The 18,007-nt window shown below is 56.6% G+C and carries 16 protein-coding genes; 10 read left to right on the forward strand and 6 right to left on the reverse strand.

What is annotated here, in order from left to right:
• Positions 1-8: 8 nt before the first annotated feature.
• Entirely contained in the window at positions 9-296 is a 288-nt protein-coding gene (locus tag ACR0CW_RS16540) for an I78 family peptidase inhibitor (protein WP_155146808.1), read from the reverse strand.
• 130 nt (positions 297-426) lie between these two features.
• On the opposite strand from ACR0CW_RS16540, the gene ACR0CW_RS16545 reads away from it, so the two are divergent.
• The 3 genes from ACR0CW_RS16545 (at position 427) to amaB (ending at position 4,414) form a co-directional block, all read left to right on the forward strand.
• Entirely contained in the window at positions 427-1,539 is a 1,113-nt protein-coding gene (locus ACR0CW_RS16545) for an S-(hydroxymethyl)glutathione dehydrogenase/class III alcohol dehydrogenase (protein ID WP_480788636.1), read from the forward strand.
• Positions 1,540-1,792: 253 nt separating this feature from the next.
• The gene (locus ACR0CW_RS16550) at positions 1,793-2,899 is read left to right on the forward strand and encodes a saccharopine dehydrogenase family protein (RefSeq protein ID WP_480788637.1); all 1,107 of its coding nucleotides are present in this window, start codon (positions 1,793-1,795) and stop codon (positions 2,897-2,899) included.
• 18 nt (positions 2,900-2,917) lie between these two features.
• The gene (gene amaB, locus ACR0CW_RS16555) at positions 2,918-4,414 is read left to right on the forward strand and encodes an L-piperidine-6-carboxylate dehydrogenase (protein WP_480788725.1); all 1,497 of its coding nucleotides are present in this window, start codon (positions 2,918-2,920) and stop codon (positions 4,412-4,414) included.
• A 47-nt stretch (positions 4,415-4,461) separates the two neighbouring features.
• Here amaB and ACR0CW_RS16560 read toward each other — a convergent pair whose 3' ends face one another.
• Entirely contained in the window at positions 4,462-6,039 is a 1,578-nt protein-coding gene (locus ACR0CW_RS16560; protein WP_480788638.1) for a DUF5928 domain-containing protein, read from the reverse strand.
• Positions 6,040-6,182: 143 nt separating this feature from the next.
• Between ACR0CW_RS16560 and ACR0CW_RS16565 the strand changes: the two genes are divergently transcribed.
• Positions 6,183-7,001, forward strand: coding sequence for a sulfotransferase family protein (locus ACR0CW_RS16565; protein WP_480788639.1), 819 nt, complete (start codon positions 6,183-6,185; stop codon positions 6,999-7,001).
• 1 nt (position 7,002) lies between these two features.
• On the opposite strand, the gene ACR0CW_RS16570 is transcribed toward ACR0CW_RS16565, so the two are convergent.
• Both ACR0CW_RS16570 and ilvD read right to left on the reverse strand, forming a co-directional pair.
• A complete protein-coding gene (locus ACR0CW_RS16570; RefSeq protein ID WP_480788640.1) occupies positions 7,003-7,449 on the reverse strand; it encodes an NUDIX hydrolase in 447 nt (148 codons plus the stop codon).
• A 115-nt stretch (positions 7,450-7,564) separates the two neighbouring features.
• The gene (ilvD, locus tag ACR0CW_RS16575) at positions 7,565-9,397 is read right to left on the reverse strand and encodes a dihydroxy-acid dehydratase (RefSeq protein WP_170565237.1); all 1,833 of its coding nucleotides are present in this window, start codon (positions 9,395-9,397) and stop codon (positions 7,565-7,567) included.
• A gap of 106 nt (positions 9,398-9,503) precedes the next feature.
• Between ilvD and ACR0CW_RS16580 the strand changes: the two genes are divergently transcribed.
• From ACR0CW_RS16580 to ACR0CW_RS16600, 5 genes are all read left to right on the forward strand, one after another.
• Complete coding sequence (locus tag ACR0CW_RS16580) at positions 9,504-10,067, forward strand: helix-turn-helix domain-containing protein (protein ID WP_155146794.1); 564 nt, start codon at positions 9,504-9,506, stop codon at positions 10,065-10,067.
• Between the two features lie 35 nt (positions 10,068-10,102).
• On the forward strand, positions 10,103-10,372 hold the full coding sequence (locus ACR0CW_RS16585; RefSeq protein WP_170336569.1) for a CBU_0592 family membrane protein: 270 nt from the start codon (positions 10,103-10,105) through the stop codon (positions 10,370-10,372).
• Between the two features lie 94 nt (positions 10,373-10,466).
• A complete protein-coding gene (sseA, locus tag ACR0CW_RS16590) occupies positions 10,467-11,321 on the forward strand; it encodes a 3-mercaptopyruvate sulfurtransferase (RefSeq protein ID WP_480788641.1) in 855 nt (284 codons plus the stop codon).
• Positions 11,321-12,505, forward strand: coding sequence for an amino acid aminotransferase (locus ACR0CW_RS16595; RefSeq protein ID WP_480788642.1), 1,185 nt, complete (start codon positions 11,321-11,323; stop codon positions 12,503-12,505). The genes sseA and ACR0CW_RS16595 overlap by 1 nt, the downstream gene beginning before the upstream one ends.
• Before the next feature lie 90 nt (positions 12,506-12,595).
• The gene (locus ACR0CW_RS16600) at positions 12,596-13,774 is read left to right on the forward strand and encodes a patatin-like phospholipase family protein (RefSeq protein ID WP_480788643.1); all 1,179 of its coding nucleotides are present in this window, start codon (positions 12,596-12,598) and stop codon (positions 13,772-13,774) included.
• A gap of 52 nt (positions 13,775-13,826) precedes the next feature.
• Here the strand turns inward: ACR0CW_RS16600 and ACR0CW_RS16605 are convergent, their stop codons facing one another.
• Both ACR0CW_RS16605 and ACR0CW_RS16610 read right to left on the reverse strand, forming a co-directional pair.
• Positions 13,827-15,152 (reverse strand): ammonium transporter, encoded by a 1,326-nt coding sequence (locus tag ACR0CW_RS16605; RefSeq protein WP_170336577.1) that lies wholly within the window; start codon positions 15,150-15,152, stop codon positions 13,827-13,829.
• Positions 15,153-15,184: 32 nt separating this feature from the next.
• The gene (locus ACR0CW_RS16610; protein WP_170336579.1) at positions 15,185-15,523 is read right to left on the reverse strand and encodes a P-II family nitrogen regulator; all 339 of its coding nucleotides are present in this window, start codon (positions 15,521-15,523) and stop codon (positions 15,185-15,187) included.
• A gap of 257 nt (positions 15,524-15,780) precedes the next feature.
• Here ACR0CW_RS16610 and ACR0CW_RS16615 point away from each other — a divergent pair, with 257 nt between their 5' ends.
• On the forward strand, positions 15,781-17,973 hold the full coding sequence (locus ACR0CW_RS16615; RefSeq protein ID WP_480788644.1) for a transglycosylase domain-containing protein: 2,193 nt from the start codon (positions 15,781-15,783) through the stop codon (positions 17,971-17,973).
• Positions 17,974-18,007 lie beyond the last annotated feature (34 nt).

Raw genomic sequence — 18,007 nt, forward strand, 5'->3', positions numbered from 1 at the left:
AGCCAAGTCTACCCACAGGTCAGCCGCTGAATTACCCCTGCGCCGTTTACATAAACGTTCAGCCGATCAATGCGATAATCCTGCGTTGCGATGTCATCAGGCCCCAATACACGTGATCTTTCGGGCAAACTGGCCTGAATCGTTGATACCGGCTGGCCCACAGAATCGGCAAAGGGCTCACCCTTGCAGAATGCCAGATCAACGGCTGCAGCCTCGGATGTAGAAGCGCTTTCCTCAGTCACAGTTGTTTCCGCACAGGCGGCCAGAACGAACAGGATCGGGATAAAACGGTGCATTGGCGCTCCTTTTTCTGGCAATGTCGTTTCTGTAATATCAATTATTTAGCTAACCTGTCACGAAAGCGCAGTTGAAAACACCCTGTATTTGACGCAGGGTCGGGTCAAATTTGACAGGGAGAATAGCAACATGCGTACCCGTGCAGCGGTTGCCCTTCAGGCGGGCAAACCTTTGGAAGTGATGGACGTGAACCTTGAAGGGCCCAAAGCGGGCGAGGTTCTGGTCGAAATCAAGGCCACCGGCATCTGCCACACTGATGAATTTACCCTGTCGGGTGCTGATCCCGAAGGCCTGTTCCCTGCCATTCTGGGCCACGAAGGTGCTGGCGTGGTGGTCGAAGTCGGCCCGGGTGTGACCAGCCTGAAGCCGGGCGATCACGTTATCCCGCTTTACACCCCGGAATGCCGGGAATGTGAGTATTGTCTGCATCCCAAAACCAACCTGTGTCAGGCAATCCGTTCGACTCAGGGCCAGGGTCTGATGCCCGATGGCACATCGCGCTTCTCGACGTTGGATGGTGACCCGATCCTGCACTACATGGGCTGCTCGACCTTCTCGAACCACACGGTTCTGCCCGAGATTGCGCTGGCCAAAGTGCGTGAAGACGCGCCTTTCGACAAGATCTGCTACATCGGTTGCGGCGTAACCACCGGTATTGGCGCGGTAATCAACACCGCCAAGGTAGAAATCGGCAGCCGTGCCATCGTCTTCGGTCTGGGCGGTATCGGTCTGAACGTGATTCAGGGCCTGCGTCTGGCCGGGGCCGATCAGATCGTCGGCGTTGACCTGAACCCGTCGAAAGTTGAGATGGCGACCAAGTTCGGCATGACCGATTTCGTGAACCCGAACGAAGTCGAAGGCGATCTGGTACCCTATCTGGTTGATCTGACCAAAGGCGGCGGTGACTACACCTTTGACGCCACCGGCAATGTCGGCGTGATGCGCGCGGCATTGGAATCGGCGCATAAGGGCTGGGGTGAATCGATCATCATCGGCGTCGCGCCCGCAGGTGCCGAGATTTCGACCCGTCCGTTCCAGCTGGTCACCGGCCGTTCGTGGCGCGGCACCGCCTTTGGTGGCGCGCGTGGCCGGACCGATGTGCCGAAGATCGTTGACTGGTACATGGAAGGTAAGATCGAGATCGATCCGATGATCACCCACACCATGGGTCTGGATGACACCAACAAAGGGTTTGACCTGATGCACAAAGGCGAGAGCATCCGGTCGGTGGTTGTTTACTAAGACAACGACAATCCATCTGATCCAAAGTTTTGACGGCGTGCCCAAAAGGCGCGCCGTTATTCTTTGTGTGCACGAGATCAGGCTTTTCTTTGCTGGTTTAGCTAAACATTTCGGCGACTTACCGGCGTCGACAAAACGCAGGAATTTCCGACATAATGACGAAATTACCCGCTATTTCGTCAACACGCATGCTGTGTGCCGGACAACCTCCGCTCCATAATTCTTATTAATCAATGAATGGAGGAGGCAAATCTTGGGCTGGAATGTTTGCATTGTCGGGGCAGGGAAGATCGGTCAGATGATCGCTACCTTGCTGAAAGGCTCACCACATTATTCAGTGACGGTTGCGGATCACGATCTGAACGCACTCTCGGCATTGAACAAGCTTGGTATTGCCACAAGGCAAATAGATGCGGGTGATGAACAGGCACTGGCCAAAGGTCTTGTGGAGTTTGATGCGGTTATCTCTGCAGCGCCCTTCTTTCTGACACCCGCGATTGCCAAGGCTGCCAAGGCAGCAGGCGCACATTACTTTGATCTGACCGAAGATGTTGCGGCAACCAATGCAGTGCGTGAACTGGCAAAGGACAGCGAAACCGCATTCATGCCGCAATGCGGTCTGGCCCCGGGGTTTGTAGGTATCGCCGGTACCGCGCTTGCATCAGAGTTTGATGAAATCGACAGTCTTCATATGCGGGTCGGTGCGTTGCCGCTCTATCCGACCAATGCGCTGAAGTACAATCTGACATGGTCAACTGACGGCCTGATCAATGAATACTGCAATCCCTGCGATGCCATCGTGAACGGTAAGCTGGTCAAGACCGCACCCCTTGAGGACTATGAAATCCTTGGTCATGACGGCGTCGAGTATGAGTGCTTCAACACGTCCGGCGGCCTTGGTACCCTGCCTGAGACGCTGGAAGGCAAGGCGCGAGCGGTGTCCTATCGTTCCATCCGCTACCCGGGTCATCGCGATATCCTCAAGCTTTTGCTGTCAGACCTTGGTCTGGAGTGCCGTCGTGATTTGCTGAAGGAAATATTTGAGGCGGCTCTGCCACGCACCGATCAGGATGTGGTTCTTGTCTATTGCACGGCCAAGGGCATGATCGATGGTCAGTTGCGGGAGAAATCCCTGATAAACAAGTCTTTTGCGCGTGTCATCGATGGACAAGTCTGGAGCGCAATTCAGATCACCACGGCTGCAGGTGTGCTTGGCGTCGTCGATCTGATGCGAACCGGGGCACTGCCTTCCAAAGGCTTCATCCGACAAGAGCAAGTAAATCTGCAGGATTTCCTGAACACAGAATTCGGCCGGCTGTATCGCGCTGGCGACGTAACCGAACAACACAAGGCGGCTTGAGACATGAAAGACGTTGTCATGACAGCAGAAACCACACTCGCAAATCTGGATCTGACTTCGGCGGACCTGACCGGAGGCACGCTTACCGTAACATCTCCGATTGACGGCAGAGTTCTGGCTGAGGTCCATGAAACACCGGCCTCTGAAATGAACGCGATCTTTGCCCGGGCAAAAACAGCGTTCCGGGAATGGCGTGTTGTGCCAGCTCCGCGACGGGGTGAGTTGATCCGACTGCTGGGCGAAGAACTGCGTGCAGCCAAGGATGATCTGGGTGCATTGGTCAGCTGGGAGGCGGGCAAGATCACCTCTGAAGGTCTGGGTGAAGTGCAGGAGATGATCGACATCTGCGACTTTGCCGTTGGACTGTCGCGCCAGCTCTATGGTCTGACCATCGCATCCGAACGCCCCGGGCATCGGATGATGGAAACCTGGCATCCAGCCGGTCCTGTTGGCGTGATCTCAGCCTTCAATTTCCCGGTCGCAGTATGGTCATGGAACGCAGCGCTGGCCTTGGTGTGTGGCGATCCAGTGATCTGGAAGCCATCCGAAAAGACCCCTCTGACCGCGATGGCCTGTCAGAAAATCTTTGGACGCGCACTTGCGCGGTTTGGTGATGCACCTGATGGCCTGTTGCAAACACTGATCGGTGGTGCGGATCTTGGAGAGGCTTTGGTGGCCAGTGAAGACGTGCCTGTCATCTCTGCCACGGGTTCAACCCGCATGGGTCGGGCGGTTGCTCCGATCGTGGCGCAGCGTTTCGGGAAGTGCATTCTGGAGCTTGGTGGCAACAACGCCATGATCGTTGGCCCGTCTGCCGATCTGGAAATGGCGGTTCGTGCGATCGTGTTTTCTGCGGTTGGCACCGCCGGACAGCGCTGCACCACGCTCCGTCGTCTGATCGTACACAACTCGATCAAGAACGAACTGGTTGCGCGGTTGAAGAAAGCCTATGCCGGGCTGCCTATCGGTAATCCGCTGACGGACGGCACACTGATTGGTCCACTGGTGGACGAGGCATCCGGCAAGGCGATGACCGCAGCGCTGGAGTCTGCAAAATCCGAGGGCGGCACGGTCTTTGGCGGCAATCGTGTAACCGAAGGCGTGCCCGCAGGTGTCTACATGGAGCCGGCCATTGTTGAGATGCCCGGTCAGACAGCGACGGTTAAGACCGAGACCTTTGCGCCGATCCTTTATGTCATGGGTTATGAGGGCTTTGAAGATGCTCTGGAGATCCAGAACGATGTTCCTCAGGGTCTATCGTCGTGCGTATTCACGCTGAACATGCGTGAGGCCGAGCAATTCCTGACGGCTGCTGGTTCGGACTGTGGCATCGCAAACGTCAATATCGGTCCTTCAGGAGCCGAAATTGGCGGTGCGTTCGGCGGTGAAAAGGAAACCGGCGGCGGTCGTGAAAGCGGCTCGGATGCGTGGAAGGCCTATATGCGCCGTCAAACCAATACGGTGAACTATTCGGCCGAATTGCCGCTGGCCCAGGGCGTCAAGTTTGACATCTGAACAATTATCCGGCGGCGCTTATGTGCGCCGCCGGGTTTTATGGGAATTCAATCCACAAACAGGTAATCAAGCCGCATGACGGCCTGAGCTTTTTCTTCTGATACATCCAGAAATTCAGCGATTGTGGCTTCGTTCTCAGTACGATCCGCTGTTTCGCGAATGCGCAGGTACTGTTCGGTACCGGCATTACGGATTTGTTCGGATTCGTAGGCCATATCGTTGCGTATAGTCGGCAATAGCCGCTCAACCGTTTCGGCTGGTGTGCTCTCTCCAGCCAGCCCGACGCGGCGCGCATGTCCAACCAGATACTCGTCGGAATATTCGCACTCGATCTCCAGCACGTGGGTTTTGGACTGGTCCGCGCAGAAGTCCTGAACGATGTCTGCGTTCGAGGGATCAACACACACCACCAACTGATCCGTTTCAAAGTGATCAAACAGCATCTGAATTACAGCGCGCCTGTGCCGTGATCGCTTGAGCAACGTGGTTTCGATACCCCCCAGATCGGGCAGCGGTGTATCCTGCTCATTGAACAGATACTCGACACATGGAATATCCGTCTCGGATGCAATCTGATCAACCAGACGCTTGGCCACGTGCCATTTCTTGCAGACAATCAAAAACAGTTCACGCTCGGCCCCCAATGTGTTCCCGGTTTCCCAGAATCGTTGCCCAAACCTTCGGCCAACACGCCCACGTCCGGCAAGAAAGCTGTAAAGGTTACGCCCTTCGTCCGAGATCTGAAAATCGACCCCTTCACTTGAGTACAGCTGGCCCAGCTTTTCTTTCAGATCATGAGCCTCGGGGCTGATCTTGCGCGCGAACAGGTAATCCTGTCCCAGCAGCATATCGTAGTGATCGTTGTAGAACGTCACGGGCATTCCGTAGTCCGAGAACATCAGGAATGTCAGTGTGCGATTGTCGATCTCATGCTTTGGGATCAAGTGGCGGACAAGGGTTTGAAAAAAGGTCTCATCCGGTATCCAGGTGGTCGAGAAGAACTTGATGACATCACGGCGTTGACGCAGGAAATCAAGGATCATTTCAACGGTGCGCCTGCGCAGACACCACCATTGGCTGCCGATCATGACCTGAATGTCATGCGGAATATCCCGCGTCAGGCCAAAGCGCTTTTGCAATTCGAACGAGGCATAGAACCGCCCGCTTTGCGTGCGTTCATTGAAGTAGTGCCTGTAGATCAGCCGGTCTTCTTTCATACCGGTCTTAATCCAGTCGCTTTCGAAGAAATCGTGACTTTCGATGAAATCCCTGTCGTTTTTATCAAGAAAACGGTGAGCATACTCGGCTGTCTTGATCGCCATGCAGTCGCCCGACAGCATGTAGAAATGCGTCGCGCGAGGGAAAGCATCGACCGCGGCCTGCAATGCATACAAGGTCGCTTGGACCAGTGACCATTCCCCCCAACCGCATTTGATGCGCCGGGTCGCGAAGGTCACGTTTGGATTGTCCTTCAGGGCAGTGCGGATGCGGTCGTAATCAGCATCACTTGAGCGCGCATCGAAATGGATGGCCATGCAATCGCCAGCTGCGGTCAGCTGCTCGGCCTGCGAGATGATCGCATCAGGGTCTTTGTGACACAGCAAAATGTAGGCAATCTTTGCCATAAGTCGAACGTAATTCCTGTTTCTGCCCGTTTCCAACCGTGATACTGAGGATGAGCGATTGAATAAACAGAATAATTTTGCTTGTTTGGGGCCAAACGCTGACGCGTCAACTTGAGACCCGGACAGCTCAGGAGGCATTGCAGATGGGTTTTCCCGGTACATGGATGACCGAGAGTGAGAGCATGGTCTACCGTGTTGTGCCTAAATGCGCCTGCTCAACCATCGGCCAGATCATGTATTACTCTGATCATGGTCAGTTTTTTGACGGTGATATCCACGACGCTAAGGACGGGATGCACAAATGGGCGTTCGACTCCAGTCAGGATTCGATTTCCAGCAACGTGCGATCTCATACCTCATATGCCTTCACCTGTGTCCGCAATCCCTATACCCGCATTCTGAGTTCGTTTTTTGACAAGATCTGCGGCATTCAGCGTAACGGTAAGCGGTATCGCGGGAATCTGGTTCCAACGTTGATCTACAACTACGGGATCGAAGTCGGCGGGGACGACGGTAAAGGTGAATTCGATCAGATCGCCAGCTTTCGCCGTTTTTTGCTGTTTGCACGTGATACCATCCGCTGGCGTCGTCCGATGGACCCGGACATTCACTGGTCAGCCATGTCCGGGCACGTATCGACCTTCATTGTGAATGGCGGGCGCTACGATCGAATTTTCTGGACCGAGAAATTCAACGATGGGATGCAGGACGTGCTCAGCCAAGTCGAAACACCCAACACCGTGACCTTGTCGGAAATTCCGCGCTTTAACGAATCCGAAGGTCACGGGCCAAAACGCGCACATCCGGTCGAAGACTATTTTGACGATCTGTCGATGCACTTGGTCTACGAAATCTACAAACATGATTTCGAGCTGTTCAAATACGATTTCGAAAACCCTGCCAACAAGATGCCGATTGGTGAGATTGATCTGGATGAGGTTCACGCCAAACTTGGCGACTGAGTTAACGGAGCAGGTGATCTTTCAGGCCTGTGGGGTAAAGCTCTGGACCGCCGATATCCAAGGTATCCAGACTGAACCAGCCTGCCGTCCAGCTCTGACCATCGTCTTCCGCGAATGAAATCGGCGCGTCGGGCAAATTCAAAAGTTCCGGGCACTGGATCTCGGCCACAAAGATAATCTCATGCCCCTGATGGCCTTCGTGCTGGTAGAGATTCTCGATCACCAGCGGTTGTCCACTGATCTCTATCGCCACATTAAGCTCTTCCCTGAACTCACGTTTCAGCGCGTCGTGCCATGTTTCGCCGAATTCGACCGATCCACCTAAGGGACGCACGCCCTTGATACGGCCGGCGTCATCCGGAACTTCGGCAGCGAGGAGCCTGTCCTCCCGCCAATGCAAGCCTATGGCTTTGACGCGGATACCGTTATGCGGGCGCCAGAATGTCATGGTTTTCACCGAGCTTTCTATGGATATCATTGAATGCAAAAGAGAAAGGCCTCGCTATTTGTGTTAGCGAGGCCTTTCAAGCTATTGCAGTTTTGGTGGGTTGGAAACCGCTTCGTTACACTTGACGCACAGCACCTTTTGCAGCGCTTGTCGTCAGCTTGGCGTAAGCTTTGAGCGCGGTGGACACTTTGCGCTTGCGCGGTTCGGCGGGCACCCAGCCTTTTTCATCCTGCTCTTCGCGTCGCGCGGCCAGTTCTTCGTCTGACACGGCCAGATGGATTGTGCGGTTTGGAATGTCGATCTCGATCTTGTCGCCGTTCTTGACCAGTCCGATCTCACCACCTTCTGCCGCTTCGGGCGAAACGTGACCAATCGAAAGGCCCGATGTACCGCCTGAGAAGCGACCGTCTGTCAGCAGCGCACAGGCTTTGCCCAGACCTTTGGATTTCAGGTAGGACGTCGGATATAGCATTTCCTGCATACCCGGTCCGCCACGCGGGCCTTCATAGCGGATCACCACCACGTCACCTTCTTTGACCTTGCCCGTCAGGATGTCGTTAACCGCCTGATCTTGGCTTTCGCAGACATAGGCCGAGCCGGTGAACTGCAGGATATTCGCATCCACACCCGCGGTTTTCACAATGCAGCCGTCGCGCGCGATGTTGCCGAACAGAACCGCCAGACCGCCGTCTTGGCTGAACGCGTGCTCCTTGGACCGGATCACGCCGCCTTCGCGGTCGGTGTCCAGTTCTTTGTACCGGTTCGACTGGCTGAAGGCCTGTGTCGTGCGCACGCCACCCGGCGCGGCCTTGAACAAGTCCTGCGCCGCCGGGTTGTTGGCAATCTTGATGTCCCAATTGGCAATTGCCTCACCCATCGTGGCCGAATGCACGGTGCTGCAATGTTCATGCAGCAGTCCGGCCCGGCTAAGCTCGCCGAGGATCGAGAAGATACCACCGGCGCGGTGCACGTCCTCCATGTGAACGTTCTCGGTATTGGGTGCGACCTTACACAGGCATGGCACCTTGCGGCTGAGGCGATCCATGTCGGACATGGTGAAGTGCACTTCGCCCTCATGCGCGATCGCCAGCAGGTGCAGAACCGTATTGGTCGATCCGCCCATGGCGATATCAAGGCTCATTGCGTTTTCAAACGCGTCGAACGTGGCGATTTCGCGGGGAAGGAAGCCTTTTTCATCCAGATCGTAGTGCCGTTTGGTGATTTCGACGATCCGGCGCCCGGCTTCAAGGAACAGGTTCTTGCGGTCAGCATGCGTGGCCAGGGTCGAGCCGTTGCCCGGCAACGCCAGACCCAGAGCTTCGGCCAGACAGTTCATCGAGTTGGCGGTGAACATGCCCGAGCACGAACCACAGGTCGGGCAGGCGTTTTCTTCGATGTGCTGGACCTGCTCATCGGTGTAGTTTTCGTTGGCCGCCGCAACCATCGCATCTACGAGGTCGATTTTTTTGACGTCCAAATCGGCGATGTCGATCTTGCCGGCTTCCATCGGGCCGCCTGAAACGAAGATCGCCGGGATGTTCAGGCGCATGGCGGCCATCAGCATGCCGGGGGTGATCTTGTCACAGTTCGAGATACACACCATCGCATCGGCGCAGTGTGCGTTGACCATGTATTCAACCGAATCCGCGATGACCTCTCGCGAGGGCAGCGAATACAGCATCCCGTCATGGCCCATGGCGATACCGTCATCCACCGCGATGGTGTTGAATTCTTTCGCAACACCGCCTGCGGCCTCAACCTCGCGCGCGACCATCTGGCCCAGATCCTTCAGGTGCACGTGGCCGGGCACAAACTGGGTGAACGAGTTGACGATGGCGATGATCGGTTTGCCGAAATCGTCATCCTGCATACCGGTGGCGCGCCACAGGCCACGGGCACCGGCCATGTTGCGGCCATGGGTTGAGGTTCTGGATCGGTACATTGGCATGATGCTGTTTCCCTTTTGCCCCGGTTGCGATACTCGGGGTGCGTACGTTATAGCGCACGTACCACATGTGCGCTATAACGCACAAGAGGATTCGAGAGACGACAAGATGGCACCGGATGAAATTACGCTGAAACTAAGGGACGTGCGGGCGGCCTCGGGGCTGAGCCTGTCCAAGGTCGCTGACATGACCGGGGTCAGCAAGGCCATGCTTGGCCAGATCGAACGCGGCGAATCGAGCCCGACGATTGCGACACTTTGGAAGATCGCAAAAGGGTTCCAGATGCCGCTGAGCGCCCTGATCGGGCCTGCTGCGATGCGCGATCCGGCTGATGCCGATGTTTTCCGCACGGTAACCTTCCCGGGCAGTATCGAAGTCAAGATCGTCTTTCCCTATGATCCCGCGCTCGGGGCCGAAACCTTTCATGTCGAGCTTTCCCCAAACCAGAGCCATGAATCGGCTGCCCATGCGACGGGGGTAACCGAAGAAGTGTTTGTTCTGAACGGAACGCTGGACGTTCTGCGCGACGGTGATTGGGTTCCGCTACAGGCTGGGCAGGGTCTGCGGTTTGCCGCTGATTTGCCACACGGCTACCGGGCCGGGGCCACCGGTGCAGCCTTTCTGAACATGCACCACTATGGGCAACCGGCTACAGCAGCGCCGGTCGCCTGATCCCATAAAACATCAATTCCATCCGGAGGCAGGCGATGGCCGCTTTTCTTGACAGTCTGACTTTGGCCGACGCTGTCGGCTCATTTGGCGCCATGGTCGTTGTGGCCGCTTACTTTGCGACACAGATGCGGATGATGAATTCCGATGATCTGGCCTTTCCGATCCTCAATCTGGCCGGGTCCGTTCTGATCGTTTACTCGCTGTTGCAGAACTTCAATCTGGCTTCGATGCTCATCGAATGCTTTTGGATCGTGATCAGCATCATCGGGATAGTTCAGTTCATCAGATTGCGCCGCGCCAATTGAATGCGACATGATCTGGATTGGTAGCGCCATCCAGTCTTGAACCCGCATCAACGCGCGTATAGGGACAACTCAAGCTCGCTTAGGGGAGGCTTTGATGCAGGACGATCCGAAAACCCTCGTTTCTACCGAATGGCTTGCCGCTCATCTCAAGGACCCGGATCTGCGGATTCTGGACGGGTCTTGGTATTTGCCGCAGCAGGGGCGAGACGCAAAGGCCGAGTATGAGGCCGGTCACATCCCCGGTGCACGGTTTTTCGATATCGATGACATTTCCGATCACCGTTCGGACCTGCCGCACATGGCGCCTCCGGTCGAGAAATTCATGTCACGCCTGCGGGCCATGGGTGTGGGCGACGGACATCAGGTGGTGGTCTATGATGGCGCCGGGCTGATGTCTGCTGCACGGGTCTGGTGGCTGTTTCGCCTAATGGGGCAAGAGAACATTGCTGTCTTGGATGGGGGCATTCCCAAGTGGCAGGCCGAAGGACGTGAGATCGAGGATTTGCCCCCGGTGATCCGGGATCGCCACATGACCGTTCGGGTTCAAAACCATCTGGTGCGCGATGTGACTCAGGTATCGGCTGCAGCCAAGCTGGCGGATCATGAAATTATTGACGCGCGTTCTGCCGACCGCTTTGCCGGAACCGGGGTTGAGCCGCGCGAAGGTCTGCGTTCGGGCCACATCCCGGGGTCGCGCAATGTACCCTTTGGCAATTTGCTGAACAAGAACGGTACGATGAAATCGCCCGAGGATTGCCGTGCAGTGTTCGAAGCCGCGGGCGTAGACCTGACCAAACCGGCCATCACGTCCTGCGGATCAGGCGTGACTGCTGCCATCCTCAGCCTTGCGTTTGAGCGCATCGGCAAAAAAGACCATTCGCTTTATGACGGCTCCTGGGCCGAATGGGGTGCCTTCCCGACCCTGCCCGTCGCAACCGGAGAGAACTGATGTTCGAATTTCTCAAGCCGCAGCCAGCTGACAAGATTCTGGCGCTGATGCAAATGTATCGCGAGGATCCGCGCGACCAGAAGATCGACCTGGGTGTCGGTGTTTACAAGAACGCTGATGGCCTGACACCGATCAAGCGTGCGGTGAAGGCAGCCGAGAAACGCATTTGGGAAGAACAGGAAACCAAGGCCTATACCGGGCTTGCGGGCGATCCGGCTTTTGCCGACGTGATGATTGGCCTGATTTTGGGTACATCAGTTCCGCGCGGCAATATCGCTGCTGTGGCAACACCGGGCGGGACAGGTGCATGTCGTCAGGCGTTCGAACTGATCCGTATGGCCAATCCTTCGGCACGTGTTTTCGTTTCGAACCCAACATGGCCAAACCACCTGTCGATCCTGAACTATCTGGGCATCGAAACAGTGCAGTACCGCTATTTCGATGGTGAAACCCGCGGTGTTGATTTCGATGGCATGATCGAAGACCTCAAAACTGCCAATGCAGGTGACGTGGTCCTGCTGCATGGATGCTGCCACAACCCGACAGGTGCAAACCTGAACATGGTGCAATGGCAGGAAGTGGTTAACCTGATCAACGAGCGCGGCCTCGTTGCAATGATCGACATTGCCTATCAAGGCTTCGGTGATGGTCTGACTGAAGACGCTCAAGCCACGCGTCTGGTGGCCTCGTCGGTCAAGGAATGCCTGATCGCCGCCTCATGTTCCAAGAACTTTGGTGTCTATCGTGAACGGACCGGTCTGCTGATGGCTGTCAGTGCGGATGCAGGGCAAACAGCTCTGAATCAGGGAACGCTGGCTTTCCTGAACCGGCAGAACTATTCGTTCCCACCGGACCACGGCGCGCGTGTTGTCACCACGATCCTGATGGACGAGGCACTGCGCGAAGACTGGGCGACCGAGCTGGAAGAGGTGCGGTTGTCAATGCTGGGTCTGCGCCAGCAACTGGCCGATGAGCTGCAGCGGCTGAGCGGCTCGGACCGTTTCGGATTTCTTGCACAGCATCGCGGCATGTTCTCGCGTCTTGGTGCGTCGCCTGAACTGGTCGAGAAGCTGCGCGTTGAGCACGGTATTTACATGGTCGGTGACAGCCGCATGAACATTGCCGGGCTGAACGCGACGACGGTCCCAATTCTGGCTCAGGCGATTGTTGATGTTGGAGCATAACAACTCCGTCACGGTGGAACAAAAGCGCACGTAAAGGCAGACGGTCCTGTCCGGAAGCCGTTGTCACAAACTCCGGATAGGATCTCTGTCTTGCAGTCGCTCCGTTCTATATGTCTGGTCGCCTCAATACTTGCTGTTGCGGCCTGTGAAGCTTCATATCCAAGGGATGAGATTGCTCCGCCTGCCGACCGGTACGAGCAATTCTATCCCGCCAGCGCAGATCAGGACGTCCGAGAATACGAAGATGAATTCTCGCAATCCAACCCGGCCCGCATCGCCAGCTATCGCGCTGCTCTGACACAGGTTCCCCGAACCCGCGGCGTGAACATCCTTGCCCTCTCGGGTGGGGGGCAGCACGGGGCGTATGGGGCCGGTGTGCTGAACGGTTGGACCACCTCGGGAAACAGACCAAAATTTGACATTGTCACGGGAATTTCTACGGGTGCGTTGATTGCACCATTTGCCTTTCTCGGACCTGAGTACGACGATCGGATCGAACGGTTCTATACGCAATCCACGACGCGGGATGTTGTGCGCCTTGACCTTGGTGGTGCCTTGTTCGGCAAGGGGTTTCTTGCGAAAACGACCCCTCTGCGGGCGGCAATCGAGCGTGAGCTTTCAGATGACGTGATCAACAAGATTGCGCAGGAACATGCCAAAGGTCGCCGTCTTTTTGTCGGAACGACAAACATCGACGCCGAACGTCCGGTAACCTGGGACATCGGCGCTATCGCGATGATCGGTACCGAAGAATCGCGCCAGCTAATTCGTCAGGTCGTGCTGGCTTCTGCCTCTATCCCTGTTGTGTTTGAGCCCGTTTCCATCCCGGTCACCGATGGTGACATCCTGCGCGAAGAACTGCATGTCGATGGCGGTCTCACGCGCGAGGTGTTTGCCTATCCACATGGGATAGAAATGCGCAAACTGCTCAGGCGTTCAGGCCTGAGCGGGCGTCAGAATCGCATTTGGGTAATTCACAACAAGAAGCTTGAGGCGCACTACACGCCGCAGGCTGAAAATGCCACTGCCGTTGCTCAGCGCGCGTTCGAATTGCTGATCAGGGCGCAGAGCATTGGAGATATCGAGCGGATCGTTGAACAGGGCGCGAGGGACGGTTTGGTGACAAACCTGACGTGGATACCGGTCGAGTTTGATGTTCAGCCCGAAGAAGCCTTCGATAAGGACTATATGACGAAACTGTTTGCTCTGGGCCGGTTCGCCGGACAGAAAAAAGACGCCTGGCTGTATGACGTGAGTTCGCTTTACTGAAAACGCCGGACCTTGAGGCCCGGCGTACTCATTTGCTCAAGTTGAGATGGCTTTAGCTTCTCGAGAACTCAGGGTACGCTTCCATACCCAACTCGCCCATATCCAGACCGTTGATCTCTTCTTCCTCGCCAACCCGCAGGCCAACGGTTGCCTTGAGGATCGAGAACAGGATGAAGCTGACAACGAAGACGAAGACACCGATGGCAGCGAAGCCGATGATCTGGGTCACAAAGGATGCATCACCATTGGTCCACGCCACGATGAAAGTGCCCCAGAAGCCCGCGATCAGGTGAACCGGAATTGCGCCAACGACGTCGTCGATCTTCATGCGGTCCAGCATTGGAACGGTCAGGACAACGATTACGCCACCGACGGCACCGATGATCAGCGCCTGGAACAGCGACGGAGCCAGAGGTTCGGCGGTGATCGAGACCAGACCGGCCAGTGCGCCGTTCAGAACCATGGTGAGGTCGACCTTGCCATACATCAGCTGTGTCAGGATCAGCGCTGCAACGGCACCCGCTGCGGCGGCCATGTTGGTGTTCGCGAAGATGCGGCTGATGTCGGCCATGTCACCAATGGTGCCCATCGCAAGCTGCGAGCCGCCATTAAAGCCGAACCAGCCCAGCCACAGGATGAACGTACCCAGGGTTGCCAGCGCGAGGTTCGAGCCGGGGATCGGAACCACTTTGCCATCCTTGTTGTACTTGCCGATACGAGGGCCAAGCACAATGGCACCCGCCAGCGCTGCGAAACCACCTGCGGCATGCACCAGGGTTGAGCCTGCGAAATCGCTAAAGCCCATCTCGGACAGCCAGCCGCCACCCCACTGCCAGGACGCTTCGATCGGATAGATGATGCCGGTCAGGACGATCACGAAGATGAAGAAGGGCCACAGTTTAATCCGCTCGGCCACGGTGCCCGAAACGATCGATGCGGTGGTGGCGCAGAACATCAGCTGAAAGAAGAAATCCGAGCCTACTGAAGCGTAGGACAGATCGGTCTCGACACCGTCGAGACCAACGGGTTCCAGAGATGTTGGCGAAAACGCGCCAAGAACGCCTGTGATGGTCCAGCCATCGCCCGGATACATCAGGTTGAAGCCAACCAGCCAGTACATGATGGCCGCAAACGAAAACAGGCCCATGTTCTTGATCAGCTGCATGGCCACGTTCTTGGAGCGTACCAGACCGGCTTCGAGCATGGCGAAGCCTGCGGCCATCCAGAACACCAGAAAGCCGCCGACCAGAAACAGCAGCGAGGTCAGGATGTATTGCGTATGCTGTGCGGTCTCGCCAGCGGCAGCCTCTTGCGCAAGGCCCATCTGCGGCAACGCGACGATCGCGGCGGCAGGGATGAGAGATTTCATCAGGTTCATGTGACTTCCTCGAATGATTTGAGTGGCGGCGCTTACAGCGCCTCTTCGTTCGTTTCCCCGGTCCGCACGCGCAGGGCCTGCTCGACATCAAGGACGAAAATCTTGCCGTCACCGATCTTGCCGGTTTTGGCGGTTTTGGTGATGGTCTCGACGATCTGGTCAGCCATGGTGGCGGGCACCACGATCTCGAGTTTGATCTTGGGTACGAAGTTCACGGCGTATTCAGCCCCGCGATAGATTTCCGTGTGTCCCGATTGCGAGCCAAAGCCCTTGATCTCGGTCACCATCATGCCGCGCACCCCTGCATCGGTCAGTGCCTCGCGCACCTCCTCCAGCTTGAACGGCTTGATTGTCGCAATGATCAGTTTCACGTCTTTCCCCTCTGCTTTCCGGGCAGGCCGGTTTGTTTGCACCTGCAGAAAAAGAGCGCGACCTGACGTCGTAAGGAACGGACTCAGCCATTCGACGCCGGGTAAAACAGCGTGAAGTTGCACAATTTTTGCACAAAACGTGTGATATGTTCAAAAATTAGGCGCATGTGAGAGGGGAAATACCGGAAAATCACACCTCTACATGCCCGCGCAGCCACGGTATGGTGACGCAAAAGCATAATCGGGCAGAGTTGAGCATGACTGAGTCCAAGCGCCGCAAAGCGACACTGGTCGCGGACAAAAGATACCCGTCGAAAGGGCGCAAGCCCACGGCGTCCAAACGTGCTGCCAAACCGGCGGGCAAGAAAGCGACTGCGCGCAAAACAACAACGCGCAAGACCGCACGCAAGAAAACCAGTAAGGGCTCTGGTGGGAATGGCGGAGGGATCTTCCGCCGTCTGTTCCGCTGGATCTGGCGACTGATCTGGGGCCTGACCTGGCGTGTCGGGGCGATTGCAGCACTGCTCATCGCGCTCGCGGTGGGGATCGTTTACTCATCTCTGCCGGATGTGGATGCCCTGTTGGATGGACGTGCGCGCGGATCGGTTACGTTGCTGGATCGCGATGGCAAGGTCTTTGCATGGCGCGGGGACCAGTTCGGCGGTGTAATTACTGCGGATACGGTTTCGCCCCACTTAAAGAACGCGGTGATTGCGACCGAAGATAAGCGTTTCTATCGGCACTTTGGCGTCAGTCCGCGTGGTGTTGCCAGCGCCGTTCGCATCAACCTGAGCGAAGGGCGTGGACCTCTGTCAGGGCATGGCGGCTCGACCATCACGCAACAGACAGCCAAGTTGCTGTGCTTGGGTGTGCCATATGAGCCGGATCAATGGGAATCCGAGGCAGCCTATGAGGCAGACTGCCGTCAGGGATCGCTGTGGCGTAAAGCCAAAGAAGCCATCTATGCGATGGCGATGGAGGTCAAATACTCTAAGGATGAGGTTCTGACTGTTTATCTGAACCGCGCATTCCTTGGTGCGGGCGCCCGTGGCTTCGAAGCTGCAAGCCAGCGTTACTTTGGTAAATCGGCGGCCGAGGTTAATCCGTCTGAGGCTGCGATGCTGGCCGGGCTTCTTGTAGCACCGACGCGCTATGCCCCCACCAATAACTTGCAGCGGTCACAGGATCGCGCACGCCTTGTGATTGGACTGATGGAGGATCAGGGATATCTGACCGCCTCTCAGGCCAGCACAGCGCGTAGTAACCCGGCGCAGTTGTCAGAGGCCGCAGCTGCAAGGGCTGGCGGCTATTTTGCCGACTGGGTCATGGCCAGCGGGCCCGAGTTCTTTACCCGCAATACAACCGAAGATGTGGTGATCCGGACCACTCTGGACCAGCGCCTGCAGAAATCTGCTGAAGAGGCCCTGCAGTTCATATTTCAGGAGAAGGTTCGCGAAGGGTCCAAGGCGCAGGCTGCAATTGTTGTAATGTCGGCCGACGGTGCCGTGCGCGCCATGGTTGGCGGTCGAAAGACCCGCGTCTCAGGCGCATTCAACCGGGCCACGCAAGCTTTGCGCCAGACCGGTTCTTCCTTCAAACCATTTGTTTACGCGACAGCGCTGGAACTGGGGTATTCGCCATTGGATACAGTGATGGATGAGCCCACTTGTTGGAACATCCCCGGATCGGGTCAGTGGTGCCCAAAGAACTACACCAACAAATATTATGGGCGTGTGACACTGGCCGATGCGTTGAAGAACTCGCTGAATATTCCAGCGGTGAAGGTGGCCGATATCTCGGGTCTGGACAATGTCCGGACTGTCGCCAGTCAGTTCGGAATTGCCAGCGATCTGGCCGAGGGGCCGGCGTTGGCGCTGGGCGCGTCAGAAAGCACTCTGATCGAGATGACGGGGGCGTATGCCGGTATCCTGAATGGTGGCTCATCGGTGGAACCCTACGGTCTGACCGAGCTGAAATTGCTGGGAGATGAGACACCGGTCATGGTGACGACAACCGGGATCGGAGAGCGTGTGATCCGGGATGATGCCGCCAAACAGCTGACATGGATGATGGAGCGCGTCGTGTCTCAGGGCACCGGACAACGGGCGAAGCTGCCTGGATGGCAGGTGGCAGGTAAAACTGGGACAACACAGGCTGCACGGGATGCTTGGTTCATCGGCTTTACGGCGGATTACGTGGCCGGTGTCTGGATGGGCTATGACGATAACACACCCTTGTCGGGCGTGACCGGTGGCGGATTGCCAGCTGAAATCTGGAGAGAGACCATGCTGCGCGTGACTGAAGGGATGACCCCGACACCACTGCCCATGCTGGCTCCAGAGCCGCCGGTTCAAGTGGCACAACCAACACAGCAACGGCGCCGGCAAGGTGGCGGCGGATTTGCCAAGGCGGTCGATAATCTGTTGAAGGATATTTTCGGCGGGAACTGATGTTCACGCCTGAAAGGCAGGCAGCGCGTGTTGC

It is taken from the genome of Ruegeria sp. CH6 (assembly GCF_056537005.1).